Source organism: Bacillus sp. WC2507 (genome assembly GCF_052656125.1).
In genome coordinates this window covers 188,500-213,442 of the sequence record NZ_JBQXPN010000003.1, presented here as the reverse complement: position 1 = coordinate 213,442, position 24,943 = coordinate 188,500, and the positions used below count along the sequence as shown (strand labels likewise).

Genomic DNA, 24,943 nt, shown 5'->3' with positions numbered 1-24,943 from the left:
TTAGAAATGTCATATGACACTTTTACACTAGTGAGAATGACAAAAAAAGCAGTACAATTCGGTTATTACATAGATAGGAGCGAGAACTTTATGAAATCAAGATTTATCCAGAATGGCTATTTTTTATTGCTAACTTTCGTTACAGGATTGTTTTATTTTTGTTTTTATCTAATATCTCTGCTATTCAGCTTCACCCTTTCATTTACGGTAATTGGGATTCCACTAGTTATACGCGTACTACAGACTACTACACCTTTTATCCAATTCGAGCGAATACAGACGAAAATTTATACAGATATTTCAACAGACTCTTATGATAGAAGTATAACAATAGATACATCGAACTGGACTCAGGTGAAATTAGTGCTTACAGATCGTCGTACTTGGTCTGCTGTCTTTTGGTTAATGAAGAAATTAGTGATTGGCATTTTCAGTCTCATTAGTGCAATCATTTTTTATGTAATGCCACTTATATTGCTGTTGGCACCACTACTGTATCAATACATCGAAATGAATATTATATTCATACAGATAGATACTTTTGCCAAGTCACTCTTTGTAATGTTTATGGGTATAGTATTTACCGCCATAAGTATTAAAATAGTAGATGGTTTGACAAAGAAACTTGGGGGCTATACACGTAACATGATTCGGCAACTAAATCGATAGAAGTTTGCAATCTGTGAGTAGTATCGCAGTTTTAAATTTAAAAGTATAATAGGCATGAAGGATTAAATTATAATATATGAAGTAAAAAGGTAGGCTACTTAGGGGGTAAATGACTTGTTAGATATGGTTAAGTATTGGTTTTGGTACGATTGGATTATGTTAGGGATACGTCTACTTACAAGTGTGTCTATCATCCTAGCTACATTAAGTTTTCAGGATGGGTTAACATTGCCACTTTGGATTATTATTTTTTGGGAGGTTGTTGCCTTCTCAATTCCATGGGTTGCCTTACTGTTCAATTACAAATATTACTTGTTCACAGAAATACTGCTATATGGTGGACAATGTATATATTTAACCTCATTATTTCCGGAAGCTTACAACATATTTCTTATATCAGTGTTTCTAATTGCTGTAAATAGTAAGCATTTGTCCTATTATTGGACAGCTCCAACAACAGTTTTTATAACAACTGGAATTTTCTATGCTGTTGCGCCAAGTAATAACTATTGGACTATGGTCACCTACTATGGATTCGCTTATGTAATGGGATTCGCTTTTCATTTATTAATCGCCAATCATAAGCAAAATGAAGTAATTCGTAAACAAAACGCGGTACTTGAGCAATATATGTCTCAGATTGAACGTATTACACTGGCAGAAGAACGGAACAGACTGTCGAGCGAGCTTCATGATACAGTTGGTCACGCTTATACTTCTATTATTATGGGGATGGAAACGTTGCGTACCGAACTTGCTACTGAGATGGGTATACAGAGGCTAGATTCTCTGCTTGAAATGGGACGTAAAAGTATTGAGGACGTGAGAGGTTACCTACATCAAATGGATTCTCCGTGTCAATCCCCTTCCTTGATTCAATCTCTACAAAATCTTGGAGCCGAATTTCAGGAGCACGCTCAGGTAAATGTAAATTTTAGGACATTCGGAGAGGAATATCAACTGTCTCGGCAAGCGAAGATCGCATTCATTCGTTGCTTACAAGAGTCCCTTACGAATGCAGTACGTCATGGTCAGGGGACCGAAATTATAGTTTCATTGCAGTTTGAACAACAATATACGAGGTTAGAAGTTCAAGATAACGGAAAAGGAAATGTAGAATGGCAGGAAGGCTTCGGTATGAATGCGATGAAAGAACGGGCAATGAATTTGCAAGGTCAATTGTCTGTATATACAAAGCCAGAGGAAGGAATGCTTGTTACATGTACCATACCGCGACAAACTGAAATAAAAGATGGACTTATTCGTTTGTTAATTGTAGACGATCAACCATTTGTTCGGGAAAGTTTGAGGACACTACTCGATAGATATGAAGATTTAAATGTAGTCGGTTTAGCTGAGGATGGCAATCAAGCCATCGATTTGTGTGGGCGCCTTCAACCCCATGTTATACTTATGGATTTAGATATGCAGCACATGGGTGGAGTCGAGGCAACCAAAAAGATTAAGCAACAATGGCCACATATCCGCGTATTGATTTTCACAACGTTTCAGGATACGAAACAGGCGTTTGAATCACTTCGCAACGGTGCGGATGGTTTTTTACTCAAATCTATTGAAACATTGGAGCTAGCTAATACGATCCGACTTATTCATAAAGGTGGGACACTGATTGATCAGGGAATGTCTCACAAAATATTTGAGAAGTTTGATGAGAAAAAACAGACACCACAATCAAAAGCAACTACTTATGAGCTAACAGCCAGAGAGATAGAAATTTTACAGCTAGTAGCAAAGGGACTTCGATACACTTCCATAGCTTCAAGGCTGTATTTATCGAATGGCACAGTCAGAAATTATGCTTCCACAGCTTATGCAAAGCTAGGAGTGCGTAACAAAGAAGAAGCTGTTCAAAAGGCTCTAGAAATTGGTATTATCGGATGAGAAAAATGGTTGTTACTTCTTTAAAACTAGGCAAGCATTAGTTATAAGGTACAATAATATTTGTTTATATTAAATTTCAATGCATTTTTGATAGGTCTGTTATTTTTTAAAATTCATTTAAAAAGAAAATCCCTTCACATGGGATTTTTTTCTTTTTTTATAAGGTGACTAATCATCTTAACATTCCACTTCTCTGGCAGTACATTTTTCGTAATCTATTAACTATATGTAATTAAAGAATTTTATCTAAGCTCGTGTTTTAATTAGAACAGCCTTACTCAATATTAATTTCTTCTAATACTATAGATGGATTAGCAGTGAATATAATGAAGTTTAAGTTTGTAGTATGTATCAGTATTCTATTCTTTGAGGAAGATGGCGTTCCAATATAAACAACATGATCAAGCTTATTATGAGGAACGTCATTCATAGATATAGTAAGGATATCTTTTATAGGTATGGTAATCTCTGCTGATTGCCATGCAATCAGTATACTATCTTGGGACTTTGTAATGCTCATTCTTGACATTTTATATCAATCCTTTTTCAGTTTTAGATAATTATCTAAATTGGTTAAATAAATACATAAACCATTATATATTAATATAATAAAATTATGCGTTTGTATGTAAAATTACATGCGCAAACTTCTTATTACCCAAAAAATACAATCTAATAATAAAGATTTGAACTACTATTAATCAATTTTATTTCTTTACATTTGACAGTAATTAACTAGAATTAAATCTCCTTTTCTATTAACAAATTAAAAAATAAATAAATTGATGTAATTTTTGTATTTAATGATTTGGAGAATTTTTAGAACATCCACCCAATGAAAAAGACCATTGTACTTTATAAAAGTTACAATGGTCTTTTTATTATTTTTACATCACATTTGATATATTCTATTGCTTTTTGTCTTGCTTCTCAATAATAAATTGTGAAACTAGTACTGACAATGCTTCTACTTTTTCTTTTATTTTGTTAGATTGATTCGATATCTCCTCGATTGATGCTGCTTGTGATTGGATTGATTGTACAGTTTGAGTTGTTTCCTTAGCTACTTGCGTTGCACTTTCAGAAACACTCGACATAGAGGCATTGACTTCTTCTGTACCAGCAGACATTTCTTCTGTTGCTGCAGATACTTCTTGAATTTGGATAGTGATTTTATTAATAGCCACCATAATAGATGAAAATGCTCGATTTGCTTTATTAGCAGTTTCCTTTCCTTCCGAAGCTTTTTGTTGACCTTTTTGCATTGCATCAACTGTATCTTTTGTATCTTGTTGAATGGCTAGTATTAAATGATTGATTTCATCTGCAGATGCTTTAGACTGTTCAGCTAAATTCCCTACTTCCGCTGCTACCACTGCAAACCCTTTTCCATTTTCTCCAGCACGTGCAGCTTCAATTGAAGCGTTTAAGGCAAGAAGGTTTGTTTGTTCAGCAATATTAGTAATCGCATCCAGAGCTTTATCAATTTGTTGCGTACGTGTAACAAGCCTCTCAATTACTTTAGAAGTTTCTTCAACAACCTCATGAATACTATTCATTTGAAGTATAGATTGTTTAATTACTTCACTACCAGAATTGACTTGTTCTGTTGTTGTGACCGCCACTTCAGTAACCGTTGCTGAAGACTCAGCTACAGTTTGAACGCCAGTCGCAATTTCTTCCATTGATGAGGAGCTTTCTTGAATACTAGTAACTTGTCCTTCTATTTTTTTATCAACCTCAGATATAGTTTGAACTACCTCTCTTGATATATGAGATGCTCGTTTAGTATCTTGCAACATCCCATTGGTAGACGAAATGACCTCTTGAGTTGTGATTTTTACTTCTCCAATTAATTGTTGTAAATTATCCAACATATTATTAAAAGACCTTACAATACTTCCTAATTCATTATCCGATTTATAAGAAGTACGTATCGTTAAATCACCTGCAGATACCCTTTCCATATCTCTTTCTAATAATACAATTGGTTGTCTAATTGCACTTTTAATGATATAGCCAATAAAAATAACGATTACGATTGCTATAATGGAGATGCTAACAAACAGCATTATAGTATTTGTTGCACTGGCTGTATTATTTTTTTTTAAATAATCTGCATTATTATTATTAACCTGAATGAGCCCACGAATAGCCTGCACTGCCTTTTTCATATTAGGGTCAACTTCTTTCAGATAATAAGCATATGCTTCATCATTATTAGATTGTCCCAGATCTTGTACTTTGCTCAATTGTGTTCTTAATTCATTAAATACTTCATGAAATGTTGTATATAATTCTTTTTCTTTTTTAGAACTAACTCTAGACTCAAACTTCTTTATTAACTGATCAGTTTCTGAACGAGCTACATCTATTTCTGTCAAAAGCTCTTTTATTCTTTTTTGATCTTTTGATAGAATAGTTTCCTTTACATTCATATTGATTAGATAAAAATTAGACTCTATTGCTCCTATCCACTGAATTGGTAATAAACTATCTTCATACATCGTATTAGATGCATGCTCCCCTTTTTTCAGGCCAATAAATCCTAGTATAGATAATATTATACAAGCCACACTTGCTATAATTACCAATACACTTAATGTTGTGCCAATTTTACTGTTTTTTAAAAACGACAATTAACTCCACCTCATTGTTATATTATGATTAAATAATTTTATGTGCAAAAATAAAAGACATTTAAATATTTATATCCATTAAAAAATCGTATAAAGTTTTCTAAAATATGAAAGTTTATACTTAAATCTAAATTTAAAAATAGTCCGGTAAAAAGAGCGTGTTTTCATCTATTTATCTAAACACGCTCCTGCAAATATTTAAACCCTATAGTAATTGCTTATTCCATTCTGATTTCCTTTTTACTAATACATATCTTTTTATATACGATTATCATGCCAGAAGTTTATTGGAAAATGATCATTCTCATTATAAGCTTCAAATTCATAACCTTTTTCTTTTAATCCTTTTATAATTGCTGGAACTGCCGCGACAGATTGGGGATGAATATCATGCATTAAAACAATTTCTTTTGAAGATGTCGCACCTGCCAATACATTTTGCACAATTTTTGCGGCCGCTACATCAACGGCTAATTTATTGTATTTCCAATCTAAAGAATCAATTGTCCAATCCCATACTTTTAAATCATTTCCGACCACTTCATTTCGAAGTGATTCATTTAAACCAGGCATTGATCCATATGGTGGCCGTGTTAATTTCGGTGAGCTTCCAATAACATTTCTAATTAAAGATTGATCCTCTTTCATTTCCTTAACATATTCCTTATTGGTGTATAACCTTTTAAAATTATGTGTCATGCTATGCATGCCCACATAGTGGCTCTCTACATGCTCTCGTTTCACTAAATCTGGGAACCTTTTCACATTGTCGCCAATTAAAAAGAATGTTGCCTTTACATTATTTCTTTTTAATATATCTAATAAGTTAGCTGTATATTTTCCAGGTCCATCATCAAAAGATAAATATGCAACTTTTCTTTCTTTACCAGCAAAACGATTAGGTATCGATTTTTTTAATTCATTTTTAGGTAGACTGCTCACTTGTTGAACACTGTTTACCTCTTCTGCATTTACTAGCTTAGGATTCGTAATAGATTGAAACATGTAATAACCTATTGCTACTAATGTAATAGCTAACAATACACATAAAATTCTTTTTTTCTTTAGCTTAATTTTCATACCATAATTCTTCCTTCTATCCTATTATTCCACTATATGTTATTTAACCAAACTCATTTTGCCTTTGCTAGTAGTTTTAATAATCTGGATAAGCCCTATTAATTTCCTGCACTACTGATCATACCATTTCCAATAATAGTTAGAACTAATGGAAATAACACTGGCCCTAAGGTAAGGAAAATGTTTAAAAGTATAATAAACTTATATAGGAAACTGTTTTTTTTATTATTAAGATTTAAAAATATCAAGATAACTAATGTTATTATAGTATTTAAATGTAAGAATAAGATTATCAACCAATAGTACATCATTATAGTAACATTCCACTTTCCTAATAGTTGGTATGTTATCCCTACAAATATTCCTAATACTGCAGCATTAAAGGAAATAAACAAAGTTCTGTATAGTATTTTAGGAAATATTTTATAATACACAGTTTTATTTGATAGATCTATTAAAATGGCCAAAGATAGATATGCCAGTAATACTCCCACCCAATTTAATATCCAATCTTGATTTCCCATTAAATTAAATAAAAGTGCAATGACCCCTCCTAATGCAAAAATCAAAGAAATCATAATATTATTTAAAGCTGATTTCATGATGTTCTCACTTCCTTAATAATTTTTATGATAAAGCATTGATGTTTACTCTTGAGTTATCCTTTTCTTATTAAAAGCCCTTTTTATTAATTGAGAACCTGTTTGATACTATTCTTCCATTACTTCTCTTGAACTCATACTTTCTCCTATTCCCCATACAATATGTGTACCTTGATTCAAATTTTGTTTTAAAGCATTTTTTGTATATAGTCTTTTCCTTCTTTATCTACTAATTCTTTTATTAATTTATATAAATAATTATTACTAGCTGTATATGCACCTCTTAAAAATAGTTCTAATCTTTTATCTACAAACCCAGATGCTATTCTAACTGCCAGTCTATCAGCTATTTTTTTATTATCAATCCCAATATCTTGTATGGAAATGCCCTCATGTAATCTGGTCATCATACCTAAAAACATACATGAAGTATAAATACCAATTATTTCTCGTCTTATTTATTTTTCTCACAACTGTGCAGGTGCTTGGAAAATTAATAATAATTTATTATAATTAAGTATATATTAACAATGTGTTTAGTATAAGTAAATAAAATTAATTTTAATTTAATAATTTTTACTTATTTAAAGGGGATTACGCATATGAACAATATTAATGTTGATCAAAAAATTATGGCATTTAGAAAAGCTGCCGGATTAACTAGTAAACGTTTAGCTGAATTAGCTGATATAACACCTTCTATGTTAAGTCAGATTGAGAAAGGAATCACGAATCCATCATTACAAACATTAAAATTAATTTCTGTAGCATTAAATATTCCATTATTTAATTTTTTCTTAGAAGATACCAATACGGAAGAATTAGTCGTAAGAGCTAATCAAAGAAAAAAAATAACTTTCCCTGAAAGCGGTAACGTTTCATATGAGTTATTATCTCCCAATTTAGATGGATCACTGGAATTGGCTTTAATGAATCTGTTACCTCAAACCGCTTCATCTATAGAACCTGTGGCACATAAAGGTGAAGAAATAGCATTTATTATGGAAGGACAAGTAAGACTATATTTAAATGATGAGGTTTTACTTCTCGATACAGGTGATAGTGTTAAAATCCCACCATATGCAAAGCATAAATGGGAAAACACTTCTTTAAACAAAGTCACTGTTATATTCGGAGTAACCCCACCATCTTTTTAATTCCATATACTATCGGATAAAAGTTAGAGAAAATAATTCTCTAACTTTTTGTATACATAACTATATTTTAAGAAAATAAAAAACTGGTCTCATAAATATATAAGATTAAAAGCTAAACAATTAAGAATAGTAAAGTAGAGCTTTTTGATTACATGCTTAATTTACTTTTTAATGTCCAGTATTTTTCCCCATTAGCGTCAAAAGAGAATTCGACCCATCCATTTGGATCTTCACGATAAATAAAGATGTTTGTTCCAGGAGTTAATGTACCAATATTATTTTGCGTTACATCTACATCTGATCTACTTTTAATTTTCAAATCAAATGGATAAGGTACATAGTAATAAACAGCTGATGAAATAATTTTTGCGCCCGAACCATCTAAATACATTTTATACGGTATTTCATTAGATAACGCTTCAACATCTAATGTTTCAGGACTCTTTGGTAATTTTTTTGCATATGTATAGTCTTCTGCACGGAACGGTTTCATACGTTCCATAATACCCGCAATTTTTTTAGCCCAGCCTTTATCTGATGCATATTTTACGTTCATACCAGCTAACGTTGGTCCGTTATAATGCATACCACTTTCTTCTAAATACCTCTCTCGTACATAATTAGCGTTATAAGCAATACTGTCGCCGTACGTTGGTAAGTATTTTGCATATTTAAATGGCTCTCCATCATATGCACGTAATCCGAATAGATTATGTTTTTGATATGCAATTTCTGATTTACCGTATCCAGATTCTAAAATCGCATGCGCCGCTAAATAATGAGCATTCACGCCATATTGATTTTGCGCATTGATAAAATCTTGCCCATGTCCAACTAATGGACTATCTGAATGATATTTTGCTATAAAACTATCAATCTCTTGACCTGTGATTTTGGAAGCCACTGTTAAATTCAAATCTTCATATGATGTAGCAGTAATAATCTCTTTTTCCTCTAAAACATTCTTTGGAGTTAGTTGCATCATATCTGTTTTTGCAGTAAGTTGAGCAGCTTCGGCGCGTGTTATCGATCTATTAGGTTGCCAACCGTTATCAGTACCAACGGAAATTTTTAAATCAATTAAAACATTGGCGAATCTTTCACCCCAATGGCCTTTTAAATCCTGAAATTTACTTTGGCTATTATCATTTATTGTACTTTGAAGTTTATAGGCATTTACTAGCATTGCCGCCATAGCAGCGCGCGTTACTTTTCCGGATGGATTGAAGATTCCATTACCTTCGCCTTTAATAATGCCAGCTTTTTCAGCTGCGGCAATATAAGGCGCTCCCCAGTGGTTTTGTGAATCTGTAAAGGATGGTTTTGCATTGTAGTCAATTTGTATACCTAAAACTTTTGTCATTATTGTTGCGGCGGAAGCTCTGTCTAGTGAATCATTTGAGCCAAAACTTCCGTCTGGGTAACCACTTAATACTTGTTTATCCACTAAATAATTAACGGATTGCTGTGCCCACTTAGGAACATCAGAAAATTTTTGAGTATCTGCTAAAGTATTAGAAGAATAAGATAATATTGCTCCTGCGAGGATACTTGTCGCGATGAATTTGTGCTTCATAAAAAAATATACACCTCTACCATACTATTGTATTTATCAAATTGAGATTTTCTATTTTTATATTTACATGCCTGTAATCATAATCAGATTGTATTAACATGCATTCAATTTGATGTAATGATTATAGTTACTTATATGTACAAGTGTCAATAGATGTCTTTTACAAAAATGTATGATATTTATATGAATTTGAATTTCCACAATATCATAATTGACTCATGTATAAGGTAGATTTAATAGTTAGATTTCCTCCCGGTATTGTAAGTCTCTTTAACTTAATGCAGTGAAAACTTAAAGTTGTTATGAAATGCTATTACTTTACATTCGGTTGCAGAATCAATAATAAAATTATTAAAGTAAATGTAGTTAATTTCCTTTAGAAGAGCAAATAATAATTAATTTACATTTAATTATATTTACTTATAATTAATACCGTGTTAACGTGTATTTAATAATAGAATATTTAGCCTTTGTTAATTAAAAGTGAAGTTCTTATAATTATTATATAATTATATTAAGATTTATTGTATAATCGATTTGTCTGTTATTTTTTTTAATTCATTTGATTGGGCAATTCCTTTATAAAGAGGATTGCCTATTTTTTTACAAACCGATTACATATTTTTCCTGTTGAATTTAAGTGATTGAACCCGAAATCAAATATGGGATGCTACATATACAAAATACGATAATTCTTTGGATGGTATAAGCTAAAAAGGACGGGATACTTTAACATCACGTCTCATAACTACTACTTATGTATGTATTATCCTTTTTCAAACCCACGCTTGAGCTTCCTACGGCGAAGAGTGGGTCTACTGTTCTTTTTTGCAGTTTCTTTCTTAGCACCTATGTTGAAAGCTAACACAAATTACTCGTATAATCTCTTTTAAAAGTTTATATAATAACCTCACCTTCACAAGATATACAGTCACCATTAAACACTTTAGTTTACTATAACATGAATATGTACACTTGAAGATTTATAGGTTTATAAATTTAATATGGAAAAAAAACAAATTTTTTTTAGAAATTCACAATATACATTTATCAATTTTTACAAGCGTTAAATATATATCATTTTAATAGATTAATATAAAATAAAGGGGAATCTTTTATGTCAAAACCAAAATTAAAAAGGTATTTTGGGGCGCTAAGTTTAACATCCGCATTACTTATTTCTGCAGTGCCAGCAAGTGCTGGTTCAGGATAATAAGTGTTAGAGACAAATACCCTAATGCATATGAATTTGATTATAATAGTGCAAAAGGGACAGTTGAAATTTTTTACAGGGATAAAAAAGGTAATACTAAAACAAAGATAGAGAAATGTTATATGAATAACCACACGTGTTATGTACCAGATAAATGATAAATGAAAGTAATAAAAACACTCAATACGAGTGTTTTTATTACTTTTCTTATAGACAATTAGAATATTACTTTAAAGATATTGGATGTACTAACAATTCTCTTTTAGATTAACTCTTTCTTCTAATTTAAAATGGTAGATCATCATTATGTTACTATAATTTTAATATATATACTTTTTTCAAGTTATCTTTTCTTTACTCGTTATTTATTTTCATCAGTTTTTCTCCTTGTTCTAAAAGTGCATCATAGTCATTTTTTTCTTTAATTTCGTTAATTTTATTTTCAATTGTGGGCGTATTATTTATATTAAAATACGTATTTAATACTTCATAAGGTGTCTTTCCTTGTTTGGTTGCACTATCTTCAATAGCTTCTTTCCATGGAATATTTGCTCTGTCCATGCTTAATTCAAGAGCTGAACCAGTCTCATATCTCATATTCCGCTCTAAAAACCTTGGAGATTCTGCCTGTCCATTAGCAATGAAGTTGAACGCCTCCATAAAAGTAACATGATATGGCTTTTCCTTCTTTGCAAGTACCATAAGTTTCCCACCAGTTAACTTACTATAACGATACTCTAAGTATCGTGCTGAACCTTCTATTGCTTCAGTTTTTGTTTCTCCAATCAATTGTGGCCATTTTTTATAGCGATAATTACGTACAATTGTCCAATCATATAATGCTTGATTAATATTTTCTGGGTTCGTATCAACCATTGCTTTATCTAATAACTTAAATTCTAATCCCATTAATGCATAATTTTCTTTATTTATAGGATATTCGTGAATATACTCTCCACCATTTGAATCATATGTCCAATCTTTTTGTTTATAAGCATGAAAAGCCTCATGTAATAAGAAAGACGAAAAATCAAAATATAAATCTGGATTAACAAACATTTTAGGATAATATTTAAAATAAAATACATCCATATCGTTAATATTTATTGTCCCAAAGTTCCAAGGCATCCAGGTAGAAACAGTTCTAAAATCAAAACGAGTTAAGCGATAGACTTTAGGTAGATGCAAAGAATTTGGGACTTTTATTTCTTTTGCCAAAATACTATTTTCTACTCCTTTTACATTAACTGCATAAGCTTCTTGTCTAAAGAATCCCCCATCTTTATTACTATGTATCAGTACTAATGGCTTTTTTTCGAAATGATAATCTTTATTCCAAAGTTTATCATTCGATTCTTCGAAACTCTTATAAATAGTAGATAGTTCTTTTAACATGTTTTGATCCGTTTCATTTAAAGACTTAAACTCTGTATGATATGTTTTATTTAAAATTATGCTTCCCAACATAATTCCTATAAATATCACCAATAAGATTAGAATTACTCTTAAAAACTTTTTCATCAGACACTCCTTTTCTATAATAATAATTCTTATTTTAAATAAGGTTTACAAATTTGGAATCACTATACAAAGAGGCTTTGCCTTTTCAACGTACAATGAACTTCGGCAATTACTAGCTACTTCCGGAACATTGTTCTTCATTTACCAACCTGTTTATGCTTTTTTTAAAATTTGCAACATAATTAAAAATTTCTTCCTATTACTTATAGTCCATTATTAACTGGTGCCTCTTTTGTATTCCCATCTTTACTTGGTGGCGTTGTATTTCCTTGGTCACTTTCATTGTTTGATGGCGTTGTATTTCCACGGTCACTTCCATTAGTTGATGGCGTTGTATTTCCACGGTCACTTCCATTGGTTGGTGGCGTTGTATTTCCACGGTCACTTCCATTGGTTGGTGGCGCTGTATTTCCACGGTCACTTCCATTGGTTGGTGGCGCTGTATTTCCACGGTCACTTCCATTGGTTGGTGGCGCTGTATTTCCACGGTCACTTCCATTGGTTGGTGGCGCTGTATTTCCACGGTCACTTCCATTGGTTAGCTCACTTTGCTTTTGCTCTTCTGGTTTCTTTAATTTTTCTTGTTTCTTTTGCTTTTCATTTTGCTTATTTTCACTAGGCTGTTCAGTCGTATTTGCTATTTTTGTATTTGGAGAAGAATCACGCTTCTCACCTTTAATACGTAATTCGCTACCTTCTTGAACTACACTGTTCGGCATTTTAAATTGCGACTTATCTGTAGCAAACTTACTCATCATCTCTTTAAAAATCAATTGAGCTATTTTCGTATTTTTACTACTAATATAATCATTTTTACTATCCTTTGTATATCCGGTCCATACTGCCATCGTATATTGTGGTGTATAACCAGCAAACCAACTATCACGAGTTGCGCTTTCTGGTAGATTATATTGTGCTATTTGTTCTAAAGAATAGTTTGTTGTACCTGTTTTACCCGCTATATCTAAAGAACCTATATTGGCTGTTGTACCCAAACCAGATGAAACAAAAGTACGAAGCATATCAGTAATCATATATGCTGTGGAATCCTTCATAACTCGTTTTGTTTTTGGCTCAAAGTTTTTTGATTTTCCATCTGGATAAACGACTTTCTTAACAAAATACGGCTTCGTATACTTACCACCATTACCAAATGCCGCATAAGCACCTGCAATTTCAGTTGGAGACGCTTCATTTGTACCAATCGCTGTTGATTCGGTCGGTGCTACATTAAAAGTAATACCTAGATTTTCAGAGAAACCTTTTGATTTATTAATTCCTACTTCTTTTGCAGTTTTTATTGCCGGAATATTTCGGGACGTCTTCAATGCATCACGCATTGTAATTGGTCCTAAATGCTTTCTATCTGCATTTCTAACTTCTTGTCCTGTTGAATACTTAAATGGAGAGTCATCAATTTGATGGTAAGTAGCCCATTTTAAATATTCAATTGCAGGAGCGTAATCAAAAATTGGTTTCATCGTTGAACCTGCTGAGCGATTTAATTCAATCGCAATATTATGTCCTTTAAACACAGCTTTATTTTCACCACGTCCGCTACCAATTGCACGAACTTCTCCTGTTTTCGTATCCATAAATGTGAAAGCCCCTTGAAATTTCTCATTTGGATAATTAATAATATCTTCATTTAAAAGCATGTCCGCAAAATCCTGTGCCTTTTGGTCTAATGTTGTATAAATTTCTAAACCATCAGATCCAATATTAGCTTCTGGCAACTCTTTTTCAATTTCTTTCACAACGGCATCCATAAACGCAGGATATGGCATTTCTTTTTGTTCAGTTGCTCCCTTAAGTCCTTCTGTTACTGGAACTTTTGATGCTTCATCCATTTCTTTTTTTGTAATATAACCATGTCGATTCATTAATTCAAGAACAACATCTCTTCTTTCTGTTGCCTTTTGAATATTTTGTTCTTTCGTTGGATCATAGTTATTAGGCGCTTTCATTAAACCGGCAAGCATCGCAACTTCTGGTAGTGTTAAATCTTTTAATTCCTTACCATAATAGTTTTGTACTGCTGTTGCGATTCCGTATGAACGGTTGCCTAAGTAAACCTTATTTAAATACATCTCTAAAATTTCATGTTTTGAATACTGTTTTTCCAGCTTATACGCTAAATATATTTCTTGCGCCTTTCTCTTTGACGTTTTTTCCATCGATAAGAAGTAATTTTTAATAACTTGCTGCGTAATCGTACTTCCACCTTGAGAGCCGTAATCACCTTTTAGGCTGACTAAAACTGCACGTGCAGTACCTTTAAAGTCTACGCCACTGTGCTCGTAAAAACGTGCATCTTCTGTCGCTAAAAACGCATTTTCTACTAATTTAGGAATTTGATCATACATAATATTCGTTCGTTTCTCTTTCCCATATTCATATATCAATTTCCCATCTTTATCATAAATTTTTGAGGATAACGGATTAACAAGTTTTGCTTTCTCAAGGTTTGGTGCGTCCTTGATCATAACGAAAAAAGTAGCAACCCCTGCGACTAACCCCACAATACCTAGTAATAAACAACTAATTAAAAATTTACGAAAAAAAGAGTTTTCCCCTTTGGTTTTTGTTTTTTAGAAGCTGACTGTTTTTTCTTTTTAACTTGCCGTCGTTCCTCTCTAGAACGATGATTTTCTAACATGCTATATTCTCCTGCCTTTCAATTCTCCTGTTGATTTACTTAAAATTAGAGAGGGCACCTTCAGAAATATACTTATATTTAAAAAGTGTGCTAACCAGAAACAGTGAATCTTTTCCTAATATATAGATTATAAAACTTAGATTAACTCTTAATCTGTCTATTTCCTCTCTATTCTTTCTAATAATGCTGCTCCGTAAAGTAATAATATTGTTTGCTGTACTTCATCTTTTTGTTATATAACCAAAATTTAAATATTACATCATTTAATAACCAGTCTAAAACAATGGTTCATGTTAACATAATCAGCATGAAAAGAATCGACTACTAATTTTATCCCATAGTTTGTATGGATACAGGGAATCAGAAAGCAAAGGTAAAATTAATGCCCTCACTTGAGAGCATCTTAGGATTACATTGAATAGACAATTTAAGTAATAAATTTGTTCCACTTTAAGATGAGAAAGAAATTTGAGTTTGTATAGTAACGGAGCAGAAACGTTACTAGGGATACAGCAACGAAAATGGAATTTCATAGAAAATCCAATCTTAGCGTGACGGGTATGGATTACCATCAACATTCTGGAACATTACCCCACTAAGCAAAAAATCTCACTTTTCATCTTTTTCAGATAAGAAGTGAGATTTTTCATTTTTGTGTATTTCTTTTGCTTAACTTGATTGTGACAGAGTTCTTCCCAAATAGACGTAATCGTTTACTTTTCTTTAATATTCAAAAAATTGACAGATCTCCCGTCCTCAGTACCTAAAGCCGTTTTTACTTTATCTAATTCCTTACTTAATTCTGGTGCTTTCCCTTGATTGACTAAATTAAGATTCCCAAAAGATTTATTAAAAGATAGAATCTGTCTAGTCTTTTCTTTCCCATTTATTTCTTTAAATAATGTATCATCTACTATTAATAGGATTACATTGGATCCACCACGATATGGCGCTAGCCATACATCACCTGCGTATTGTGTACTCATTTTTTTCGCATCATATGTTATTTCTTTTAAGTCCTTATATTCTTTATTTGCAAATAAGATAGTTTCACCTTTTTTTGATTTTGGTAATGAATCCAAAGGATCTGAAGAAATGTCCCCCTGATTATTATCTCTTTCAAGTATAAGCCCCTTTTTGACCATTTTTTCAGCAGTTGTTCTACTAATAAATAGTAAATTACTAGGAGTATCCGCCCCAGCATCCCCAAACTGTGTTGGGAGCTTTATGTTTAGTTTGTTATTATCAATGCTACCCTCTTTTATTTTGAATTGGTCTTGTGATATGGTTATATCTTTGTATAGGCCTATAATAGAATTTCTTGTTTGTTCATTTAACTGCTCTACCTCTATTGAAAGCCCATTTGCTGGGGAATTTTTTGTACCAAATAATGAACATGCTCCTAACATGGCAATCGAAATACCAGATACTATTAATAATCCAAGTCTTTTTTTCAACCTATATTCTCCTTCTTTTAATTATATTTGAATTAAAAAATTGTTTTATACATTTTTTTCAAGTATTGAGCACGAACAGCGTAAAAGTATATAATTTGCAAAACTAAGAAACTAATTAATACCATAATTGAACTACCCAAGACTGAAAAATCGGCTAATTCTTGTAAGGCCGTAAAAGCTACTGCACTATGTGTAATTGCTATTACAATGGGTAAAAAGAATAGTAATGCAAGTTGACGTGACACAATTTTCTTTAATTCAGGTTTACTTAAACCAACTTTTGCTATCATTTTATATTGCTGCTGATTTCGTTCTAAGTCTGTGTATAATCGGAAATATAAAAAGCTTGCAGCAAACGTAAAGAAAACAATACCTATTAATACACTCATGATAGATGCAAGTCCAAAACCTTGCTTCATAGCTATCCATGTAAAAATTAAAGTCGAAAATTGATATGATTCGTTGTATACCCTAGGATCATTTATATCTTTATTCCCTTTCTGTAAGGAAGCCAAGATTTTTTCAGCAACTTTTTTTGTTTTCTCCCAATCTTTCACAACAAAACCATTGATAGTGAATTGACCGTATTGACTCTCTGGATCCACAATCATTTGATTATATACAGAATCCGGAATAATAATTGTCGTTATGTTTGTATCTTGTAGTTCTTTTGGCGTTAGTATTTTATTTACATGCATAGCTTTTCTTATATTTCCATGCAACAATTGAAAGTTATTTTGATTAGATTTTGTATTAGTAACTTTTCTTGATGGAATGACAAAACTATCATTTTCATCTTTTAAGCTTTCTCTTTCAAAACCAAATGCCTCAGCTAACTTATTATAATCACTTATTTTTATAACACTTAATAAAACATTACTGTTATAAATGGTATCCGAAATTTGTTTGATTGAATAAGTCACCCGTTTGAAATTAAACCCGCCATCATTGAGTTCACTTTCAATCCTTTTTATATGTTCTTTTTCTAAATTGTTATTATTATAAGACCGATAAGAAAATGCAAAAGGGCTATCCGATTCAGCCATGGATGAGTTACCTAACCCCATACAAGTCCCCACTGCAGTGAAGGCAACAGCAGAAATAATAGTTACCATAAAAAACATTTTTGCATTATCTTTTAATTGATACACTAAATCTGAGATGATGAGTATGTTTGTTTTCTTAAAGAAAATATTTTCCCTTTTCTTTAATACACGTAACACATACACACTAAGTTGTGTAAATAAGAAGTACGTTCCAAGTACAACAAAGCTCACCCCTGTCGCCATCATGAATAATACATATTTCACATCCTTGTAATGAATTGCGTTAACACTATGGAAAACAGCTGTATATCCTAATCCAATACAAATTAGTGCGAACAAAGATAGCCAAAGGGATGCTTTTGGTTCAGGCTTTGGCTTTTCTTCTGCTTTTATTAATTCTACTAATTGCTCTACATTTACTAGTCGAGAAGTAAAAAGTGAAATAAATAAAAATAGTAATAAGAATGCTCCAAATGTTATCCCAATTGCTTTAAATGGCATGTAAAATGGGAGTCCTTTATCAATCATTAACAGATTGTTGCTCATAATTAAGATAAACTTAGAGAACGCCATTCCAATTGTAATTCCTGTTAAAATAGAAGCCGTACCAATTATTATATTTTCAATAAATACTAATTTATTCAACTGTGAACGCGACATCCCATGTAGCATTAGAATTCCAAAATCTTTTTTTCTTGTTTTTAAAAATGCACTTACAGAATATAAGATAAAGAAGAATGAGAAGAAAAATATTAACCCCTGCGATATCTGTAATCCTGACTTTGCAAATGTATTGATTGTTATACTGGCAGCAAGATCCCCTTGTAAATTAGGATGAAATGCAAGTAATGCATAAGTAAAGAAAATCATAATAGCAAACGTACTACTTAAAAAATGAGCCAAATATGTTCGTTTACTTCGAATGACGTTATTAAATGCGAACTGTCGAAAAGTCATTTGCATTTCCTCCTAATAATGCTAAAACCTCTAGAATTTTTTGATAAAATACTTTGCGATTATCTCCATAATAAATCTCATTGTATAACTGTCCATCTTTGATAAACACAATCCGATCACAATAACTTGCAGCCATTGCATCATGTGTCACTAACATCATCGTTGTGCTATTTTCTTTATTAAGCTTTGTCAATAATTCCATCACATCACTAGCAGATTTTGAATCCAGATTTCCTGTAGGCTCATCCGCAAGTAATAATTTCGGATTATGAATTGTAGCTCGTGCGATAGCTGTTCTTTGTGCTTGCCCACCAGAGATTTCATACGTACGTTTATCTAATATTTCAGTTATCCCTAGTTTTTCAGCAATAGCTTCCACTTTACCTTCCATTTCTCTAGGGCTTACACCATCAAGCGTAAGTGGAAGAACCATATTTTCTTTCACTGTCAATGTATTAAGGAGATTAAATGATTGAAAAACAAACCCTAATTCACGTCTTCGAAATAAAGACAACTGATCTGGAGATAACAGATATGGATTTTCTCCATGAATTAATACTTCTCCTGATGTTGGAGCATCTATAGTAGAGACCATATTTAATAGCGTTGTTTTACCACTCCCAGATGGTCCCATAATTCCTACAAATTCACCTTTGTTTATTTTTAAATCAATATGGGATAATGCTGTATAAGAAATTTTCCCAGAATAAACTTTCCCTAAATCTGAAACATGTAGTATCTCCACAAGTATTTCACCTTCCATTTCTCTTTTCGATACATGAAGTGTAACTTATATATATTATGTCTCATATCGATTTCCCTAACATTTATCTAACAAGTTTGTAAGATTCAAAAGAAAAACCGATGAAAGGTATACCTTTCATCGGTTAACGAGATGCATACGGGAATATGATTCTAATTTTTGTTCCCTTACCTACCTCAGATTCTAGCTCAATCTTATGATTTAATTTTTCACATACTTCTTTAACAAGATATAATCCCATTCCCGTAGACTCTTTAAATTTCCTACCATTTTCTCCAGTATAAAATGGATTGAAAACACGTGGTAAATCAGCAGTAGGAATACCAACCCCATAATCTTTTACTTCCAAAACAATTGCTCTTCCTTTTGAATACGCCGATACTATTACTTTCTCTTTCTTACTTGATGAATATTTAATTGCATTCGACAGTACTTGATTGAGTATAAATCGAAACCATTTCTTATCTGTTTCTACAATAAGATTCGGATTCACTTTTACCTCTGGATACACATAACTACGTATAAACAAACGTTTATTCTCATGAATTACAGAATCAACCATTTCCAATAATTTTAATCTGTCTACATGAAAATCCTGTTCAAATGTTTCTAAACGTGCAACATATAAGACCATTTCTAATCCTTTTTTGATACTTTCAGTTTCTTCATTAATACTGTCAAATCGAGAGTCATCTGCATCTTGTGTAATTAACTCAATAACAGAAAGAGGTGTTTTCATTTGATGAACCCATTGATTCATAAAAGTCATTTGTTCTTGTTGTTTTCGTTCCCATTTTTTTAATTGGTTTTGATAATATTGATATTGAGTTTGTAGGACTCTATCTAAGGCAATTGATAATGGCGTCAAATCACTATCTTTTATTGACTCATTTAAACCTTCCATTGGTGTTGATAGACGTTTGTAGAATGAACGATGACTATAATAACGATATATTAGATAACCCATTAATAAAAAAACACCCAAAAATACAGAATATAATGCTGTCAATATATGTGGATAACCATCAAACCAATATATAAATAGGATGATAAGCAATTGGGCAAATGTATAACAAATGAGTGGAATATGTTCTTGTAAAAATAATTTCATTATTCCTTCCCTTCCTCCTCCCAAGTAACATGCAATCGATATCCAGCACCACGAACTGTCTCCAATGCGTTTTCAATACCTAAATCCTGCAATTTCCTTCTAATTCTACCTATATTTACACTCAATGTATTCTCATCAATGTATGAACTATCCCATAGTTGTTCTAAAATCACTTCACGTTTTACAAGGAGCGGAGACTTTGTTATCAATATTTCCAATAAATTTGTTTCTTTTCTAGTAAGTAAAATTGTCTTATCATCTAGTTGAAGTTCCATTCTTTCTGGGAACAGGAATAACCCTGATTGCTCAACTATTCGTTCTTTTACTTTAGGAGCATATTCACCATATGCTCTTCTAAGTTGACTACGGATTTTAGACATTACAACTTCATAATAAAAAGGTTTCGTAATGTAGTCATCACCACCATTTTCTAATGCCATCACTTGATCCATCTCTCCACTCCTTGCAGATAGAAATACAATTGGACAAGTAGAAATAGCTCGTATTTGACGACACCAATAATAACCGTCAAAATTAGGTAAATTTACATCTAATAGCACTACATCTGGTTTTATCTCTTGAAATATATCTAAGACATTTTCGAAGTCCTCTATAATAACACTTTGGTATCCATATTTTTTAATATGAGTTCCCAGTAATTCAGCGATTTTCATATCGTCTTCTACAATCATGATTGTATTCATAACGTACTCTCCTTTAATTTAAGTTCAATTTCTAAAGTTCATTTGTTATTTAAAATTTTATTTATGTAAAAAAGATGATATCTCACCTATCCCCTCAAATGCAATAAGTATCCATTGAACTACTCCCACTTTTACTTCATTTAGAAGTGAAAGTGGGAGTAGTTCAATGTGTGTTCTTTTATCAACCATTATACTTCTTCATTACGATTTCAGCAGAATAACTGTAGAAGTTTCCTTTTTTAAAAATATGCAGAATTAAATATACGTTTCTGAAAATCCTTCTTTTATATTTCAATTTATTGATATAAAATTAATTTGGAAATTTCATCTAACAAATTAGGAGGAAAACATCATGAACGGCCTATATCCTAAACAACCTACAAGTATGTTTCGTGCAATCATTAGCATGTTTGTCTTTTGCCTCGCTTACATAGGTTTAGTTTATACCACTCTTCCATTTCGGTTTGCTTTTTTAGCGATAGCTGGTGCAATGGCTTTATACTTGAACTATGGCTTTTACGGCATTCGGTCGGCTTTTAGTCCTCTACAAAAAGGGGCTACGAAAATCATTGTAATTGGACTCATATGGAATATCATACAGACAGGGTTAGTTGCATATTTAGTACAATTTGTTTTTCATTTTTCAGTTGCTGCAAATGGAAAAACTACTATTTTTGTAGATAATAGCCCACTCCAATTTATGTATCACCTGTTGCAAATTATATGCAGTTTGTTAGGAGAAGAATGTTTAATTTTAATTCCATCTATCCTGGGGATATACTTTTTGAAAAAACAAGGGGTAAGCGAAAAATGGTCGATGATTCTTATAACATTTGTTGGTGTATTTTTGTTTGGAATGGCGCATTACTCTACCTATGAGGGGAATTTAATTCAAATTCTTTTTGTAACTGGTCTAGGAAGATTGCCATTCAACTGGATTGCATTTAAAGCCAATTCTATATGGGCAAGCGTAATTGCTCATGTTTTTTATGATTTACCACTGCTCCTGGTTGCATTGTTAGTTGCACCTGTATAACGTTAATAAAGCTGTTTATTAACTAGATATATTTAAATGTAGACAAAGAAATGAATGAAACGGTTATAGAAATCCCTACTTTTCTTTGTAGCATATCGCCCCTTTCTTACATCAAAAAGGTTCATTTTGAGATCATGTAGAATTAGTACATATCGTAAAATTTTAAAATTGAAGAGGTAATTATACTGACGGATTTAACAAAATCAAAATATTCATCAACAGGTTTGAGAAGGTATTTGAAATCCTATCCGTTAACTTCATTTTTTTTAATGGCATATGTATTCTCGTGTGTTGTATTAATTCCATTTATCTTGTCACAATGGGGTATCTTCCCGAAAACAAAAGTGTTTAATCTTTTCTTTTATGCCAATGCATGTGTAGGTCCTATGCTAGCAGCGTGTATCATGTTCCGAACTCTTGAAGACAAGGAGTCATGGGAAAATTAGAAACAGCATTCTAACAACTAAGGTCGGTTTGAAGTGGTACTTGTTTACCCTCATCGTTATCCCCGCTGCAATTTTTCTGGGTGTAGTGATAGTAAATGGAGAGATACCTACTTTCGGTGACCTTAATTTTGAATTTTTTATAACCTATCTCTTCTCTTTTGTAGCAATTTTCTTTCTCGGTGGACCTTTACCGGAGGAAATCGGATGGCGTGGTTTCGCTCTGCCTCGATTACAATCGAAATTTGGACCGTTAAAAGCTACATTACTATTTAGTGTTTTGTGGACTTTTTGGCATCTTCCACATTTCTTAACGGCTGCACAAAGGGATGGCCCGGGTTCTGACCTTTCTCTCCTATATATTCATTTGCCAATTTTTATTTTACTATGTTTACCGATCTCAATCATTCTCACATGGGTCTATAACTTCCATCACGGTAATTTATTTATTGTCATGCTAGTTCATGCGAGTGTAAATACATTTAGCTTAGTACAAACTCATTCCACCAACCCTATTTTAAAGAATACGGATTTATTTGTAGTGATAGGATTGAGTATAGCTGCTTTGCTAATTCTTATTTGCACACGAGGCAACCTTGGATCTAAACAAACCGCTAATGAAGTAACGTTCAGTAACAATGAAAATATAAGTAAATTGAACTAAAAGCATAAAAATGAACTTTGCTATTCATTTTCTCATGCTAGATTCCACATAAGATCCTGAGATAATGGGACTGCTTTAGGAAAGTAAAACAATGTGAAGAGAATTGTTCACACAAGAGTAATGTAGTAAACGTACATGCAATATCTGTATTGAAATACAAGATGTGATATAGAAAGCAAGGGATTTTCAATACATTGAAGAACCCTTTTTTAATTTTCTAAATATTAAATTGTAAAAAATCCTTGTATGTATTATTATAAAAAATGGTATATTAGTAAATTTTATCATTTTCAATTTTCAGCTTGTAAACTATGATACTCGGAGGCGTTGTTGTGTGTAAAAAATGGAAACTTGGACTAATGAGTACTCTTCTTGCCTGTTCTACCTTTACATCTGTTGCATTTGCAGCCGAAAAAACAGTCAATCAACCCAAATGGGAGCAATGGATAAACGGACATGCAAAAATATTAAATGAACCAGCTTCCCAAACAACAGAGGATTTATCATTTCTTAAAGAGGCCGTACAGGACAAGCGCATTGTTGTACTTGGCGAAAGTACGCATGGTGCAAAGGAAATGAATCAATCCAAAATTCGTATGATTAAGTACTTACATGAGGAAATGGGATATGATGTGCTTGCTTTTGAAACAGGGCTTGGGGAAGCAGCAGCTATTCAGCAAAATTTTGATAATTTAACCGCTACGGAAGCGATGAAACAATCTTTATATGTTGTATGGCAAACAGAGGAAGTAGAACAATTATTTACCTATATGAAAGAACAAAAAGAAAAAGGAAAGCCACTCACATTAGCTGGTTTTGATATGAATTTATTTTATAAATCTTCATTCCACTCCTATGCAAATGAATGGTTGCAAAAATTTAGTCCTGAAGTGGCAAGTGAATTTAATGCAGCAGTGTCAGAGTTAATTGAACTGAATAAGTATTACGATCCAAAGAAAACATATCCCTATGATCAATTTAAAATGGAAATACAGCCTGTAATTAACAAGTTGGAAAAGGTTAGAACATTTATTCAGAATCATAAATCTGAATTGACCCAAGTCGCACCTCTCGCTTCCTATGATGTGAACTTTCTGGAGAAATCTATTAATATACGGATTGATGCGATTAAAACGCATTTAGATGCTGTAATGAAAGTTAAAGGTGGTATCTACTCACCTAAAATTGCAGACTACGCTACCTATATCCGAGATCAAAAAATGGCACAAAATTTTGCATGGCTCACCGAAATGCAGTATAAAAACAAAAAAATTATTGTGTGGGGGCATAATTATCATATTCGAAAACAAAATTCAAAAATGATATTAGACTTTACGAAGGTGCAGCAATACAATTATGTTGGCCCAAATATGATGGATTATCTTCCGCAACGTATCAAAGACCAAATGTACACGATTGGTGTATTTGCGTATAGTGGAAGCAGTTGGGATGATGGTAATGAAGATATTATTCCTGTACATAATGAACATGAAGAACAAAGCGTTGAAAAAATTATCAGCACGGTGGGAAGTCCCCATGTTTTTATTAACCTAAAGGGAGAAAGTTACCTACCAGAAACTTCATGGATGTTTACTCCTACTGCAGCAAGTTATTGGGGAATAAAAGATAAAGAAGAAATCATGATTCCGACAGAACAATATGATGGCATTCTCTGGTTAGAAAAGACGACGCCTTCTGTACTGAAGTAAATACAAAAGCATCCTTACAATATAAGGATGCTTTT

General features: G+C 32.3%; 17 protein-coding genes and 2 pseudogenes. 6 read left to right on the top strand and 13 right to left on the bottom strand.

Annotation, left to right across the window (positions count from 1 at the left end):
- The first annotated feature begins 90 nt into the window (after nt 1-90).
- Nucleotides 91-669, top strand: a complete 579-nt coding sequence (locus tag ACUN28_RS28955; RefSeq protein WP_016089716.1) for a sensor domain-containing protein — start codon at nt 91-93, stop codon at nt 667-669.
- 114 nt (nt 670-783) lie between these two features.
- Nucleotides 784-2,571: a helix-turn-helix transcriptional regulator gene (locus ACUN28_RS28950; RefSeq protein ID WP_098405324.1), complete on the top strand. Its 1,788-nt coding sequence runs from the start codon at nt 784-786 to the stop codon at nt 2,569-2,571.
- Between the two features lie 274 nt (nt 2,572-2,845).
- Here the strand turns inward: ACUN28_RS28950 and ACUN28_RS28945 are convergent, their stop codons facing one another.
- The 5 genes from ACUN28_RS28945 to ACUN28_RS28925 form a co-directional block, all read right to left on the bottom strand.
- Nucleotides 2,846-3,091 (bottom strand): SunI/YnzG family protein, encoded by a 246-nt coding sequence (locus ACUN28_RS28945; protein ID WP_229195251.1) that lies wholly within the window; start codon nt 3,089-3,091, stop codon nt 2,846-2,848.
- A 388-nt stretch (nt 3,092-3,479) separates the two neighbouring features.
- Nucleotides 3,480-5,210 carry a methyl-accepting chemotaxis protein gene (locus tag ACUN28_RS28940; protein WP_098405325.1) on the bottom strand — a complete coding sequence of 577 codons (1,731 nt, stop codon included), beginning with the start codon at nt 5,208-5,210 and terminating at the stop codon, nt 3,480-3,482.
- A gap of 258 nt (nt 5,211-5,468) precedes the next feature.
- Nucleotides 5,469-6,290 (bottom strand): peptidoglycan-N-acetylglucosamine deacetylase, encoded by an 822-nt coding sequence (locus tag ACUN28_RS28935; protein ID WP_016089720.1) that lies wholly within the window; start codon nt 6,288-6,290, stop codon nt 5,469-5,471.
- Between the two features lie 98 nt (nt 6,291-6,388).
- Complete coding sequence (locus ACUN28_RS28930) at nt 6,389-6,892, bottom strand: DUF3902 family protein (RefSeq protein WP_016089721.1); 504 nt, start codon at nt 6,890-6,892, stop codon at nt 6,389-6,391.
- Between the two features lie 188 nt (nt 6,893-7,080).
- Nucleotides 7,081-7,302 (bottom strand): serine ammonia-lyase, encoded by a 222-nt coding sequence (locus ACUN28_RS28925; RefSeq protein WP_223267316.1) that lies wholly within the window; start codon nt 7,300-7,302, stop codon nt 7,081-7,083.
- Between the two features lie 192 nt (nt 7,303-7,494).
- On the opposite strand from ACUN28_RS28925, the gene ACUN28_RS28920 reads away from it, so the two are divergent.
- Entirely contained in the window at nt 7,495-8,049 is a 555-nt protein-coding gene (locus ACUN28_RS28920; protein WP_016089723.1) for a helix-turn-helix domain-containing protein, read from the top strand.
- A 148-nt stretch (nt 8,050-8,197) separates the two neighbouring features.
- On the opposite strand, the gene ACUN28_RS28915 is transcribed toward ACUN28_RS28920, so the two are convergent.
- The 8 genes and pseudogenes from ACUN28_RS28915 to ACUN28_RS28880 form a co-directional block, all read right to left on the bottom strand.
- Nucleotides 8,198-9,625: an S-layer homology domain-containing protein gene (locus ACUN28_RS28915; protein ID WP_098405326.1), complete on the bottom strand. Its 1,428-nt coding sequence runs from the start codon at nt 9,623-9,625 to the stop codon at nt 8,198-8,200.
- A gap of 1,567 nt (nt 9,626-11,192) precedes the next feature.
- Entirely contained in the window at nt 11,193-12,359 is a 1,167-nt protein-coding gene (locus ACUN28_RS28910) for a hypothetical protein (protein WP_016135646.1), read from the bottom strand.
- Nucleotides 12,360-12,897: 538 nt separating this feature from the next.
- Nucleotides 12,898-15,018: pseudogene (locus ACUN28_RS28905) on the bottom strand (transglycosylase domain-containing protein); the annotation flags it as partial.
- A 713-nt stretch (nt 15,019-15,731) separates the two neighbouring features.
- A complete protein-coding gene (locus tag ACUN28_RS28900; RefSeq protein WP_098405328.1) occupies nt 15,732-16,475 on the bottom strand; it encodes a lipoprotein BA_5634 family protein in 744 nt (247 codons plus the stop codon).
- 32 nt (nt 16,476-16,507) lie between these two features.
- A complete protein-coding gene (locus ACUN28_RS28895) occupies nt 16,508-18,478 on the bottom strand; it encodes an FtsX-like permease family protein (RefSeq protein ID WP_098405329.1) in 1,971 nt (656 codons plus the stop codon).
- The gene (locus ACUN28_RS28890; protein ID WP_098413086.1) at nt 18,453-19,223 is read right to left on the bottom strand and encodes an ABC transporter ATP-binding protein; all 771 of its coding nucleotides are present in this window, start codon (nt 19,221-19,223) and stop codon (nt 18,453-18,455) included. Before ACUN28_RS28890 ends, ACUN28_RS28895 begins: the two co-directional genes overlap by 26 nt.
- 142 nt (nt 19,224-19,365) lie before the next feature.
- Nucleotides 19,366-20,352, bottom strand: coding sequence for a sensor histidine kinase (locus ACUN28_RS28885; RefSeq protein ID WP_088083966.1), 987 nt, complete (start codon nt 20,350-20,352; stop codon nt 19,366-19,368).
- Nucleotides 20,352-21,056 carry a response regulator transcription factor gene (locus tag ACUN28_RS28880; RefSeq protein WP_016089733.1) on the bottom strand — a complete coding sequence of 235 codons (705 nt, stop codon included), beginning with the start codon at nt 21,054-21,056 and terminating at the stop codon, nt 20,352-20,354. Before ACUN28_RS28880 ends, ACUN28_RS28885 begins: the two co-directional genes overlap by 1 nt.
- A gap of 352 nt (nt 21,057-21,408) precedes the next feature.
- Here ACUN28_RS28880 and ACUN28_RS28875 point away from each other — a divergent pair, with 352 nt between their 5' ends.
- The 3 genes and pseudogenes from ACUN28_RS28875 (at nt 21,409) to ACUN28_RS28865 (ending at nt 24,908) form a co-directional block, all read left to right on the top strand.
- Complete coding sequence (locus tag ACUN28_RS28875) at nt 21,409-22,092, top strand: CPBP family glutamic-type intramembrane protease (RefSeq protein ID WP_016089734.1); 684 nt, start codon at nt 21,409-21,411, stop codon at nt 22,090-22,092.
- A gap of 182 nt (nt 22,093-22,274) precedes the next feature.
- Nucleotides 22,275-23,199 (top strand): annotated as a pseudogene (locus ACUN28_RS28870) (CPBP family intramembrane glutamic endopeptidase).
- Between the two features lie 332 nt (nt 23,200-23,531).
- Complete coding sequence (locus ACUN28_RS28865) at nt 23,532-24,908, top strand: erythromycin esterase family protein (protein ID WP_445423465.1); 1,377 nt, start codon at nt 23,532-23,534, stop codon at nt 24,906-24,908.
- Nucleotides 24,909-24,943 lie beyond the last annotated feature (35 nt).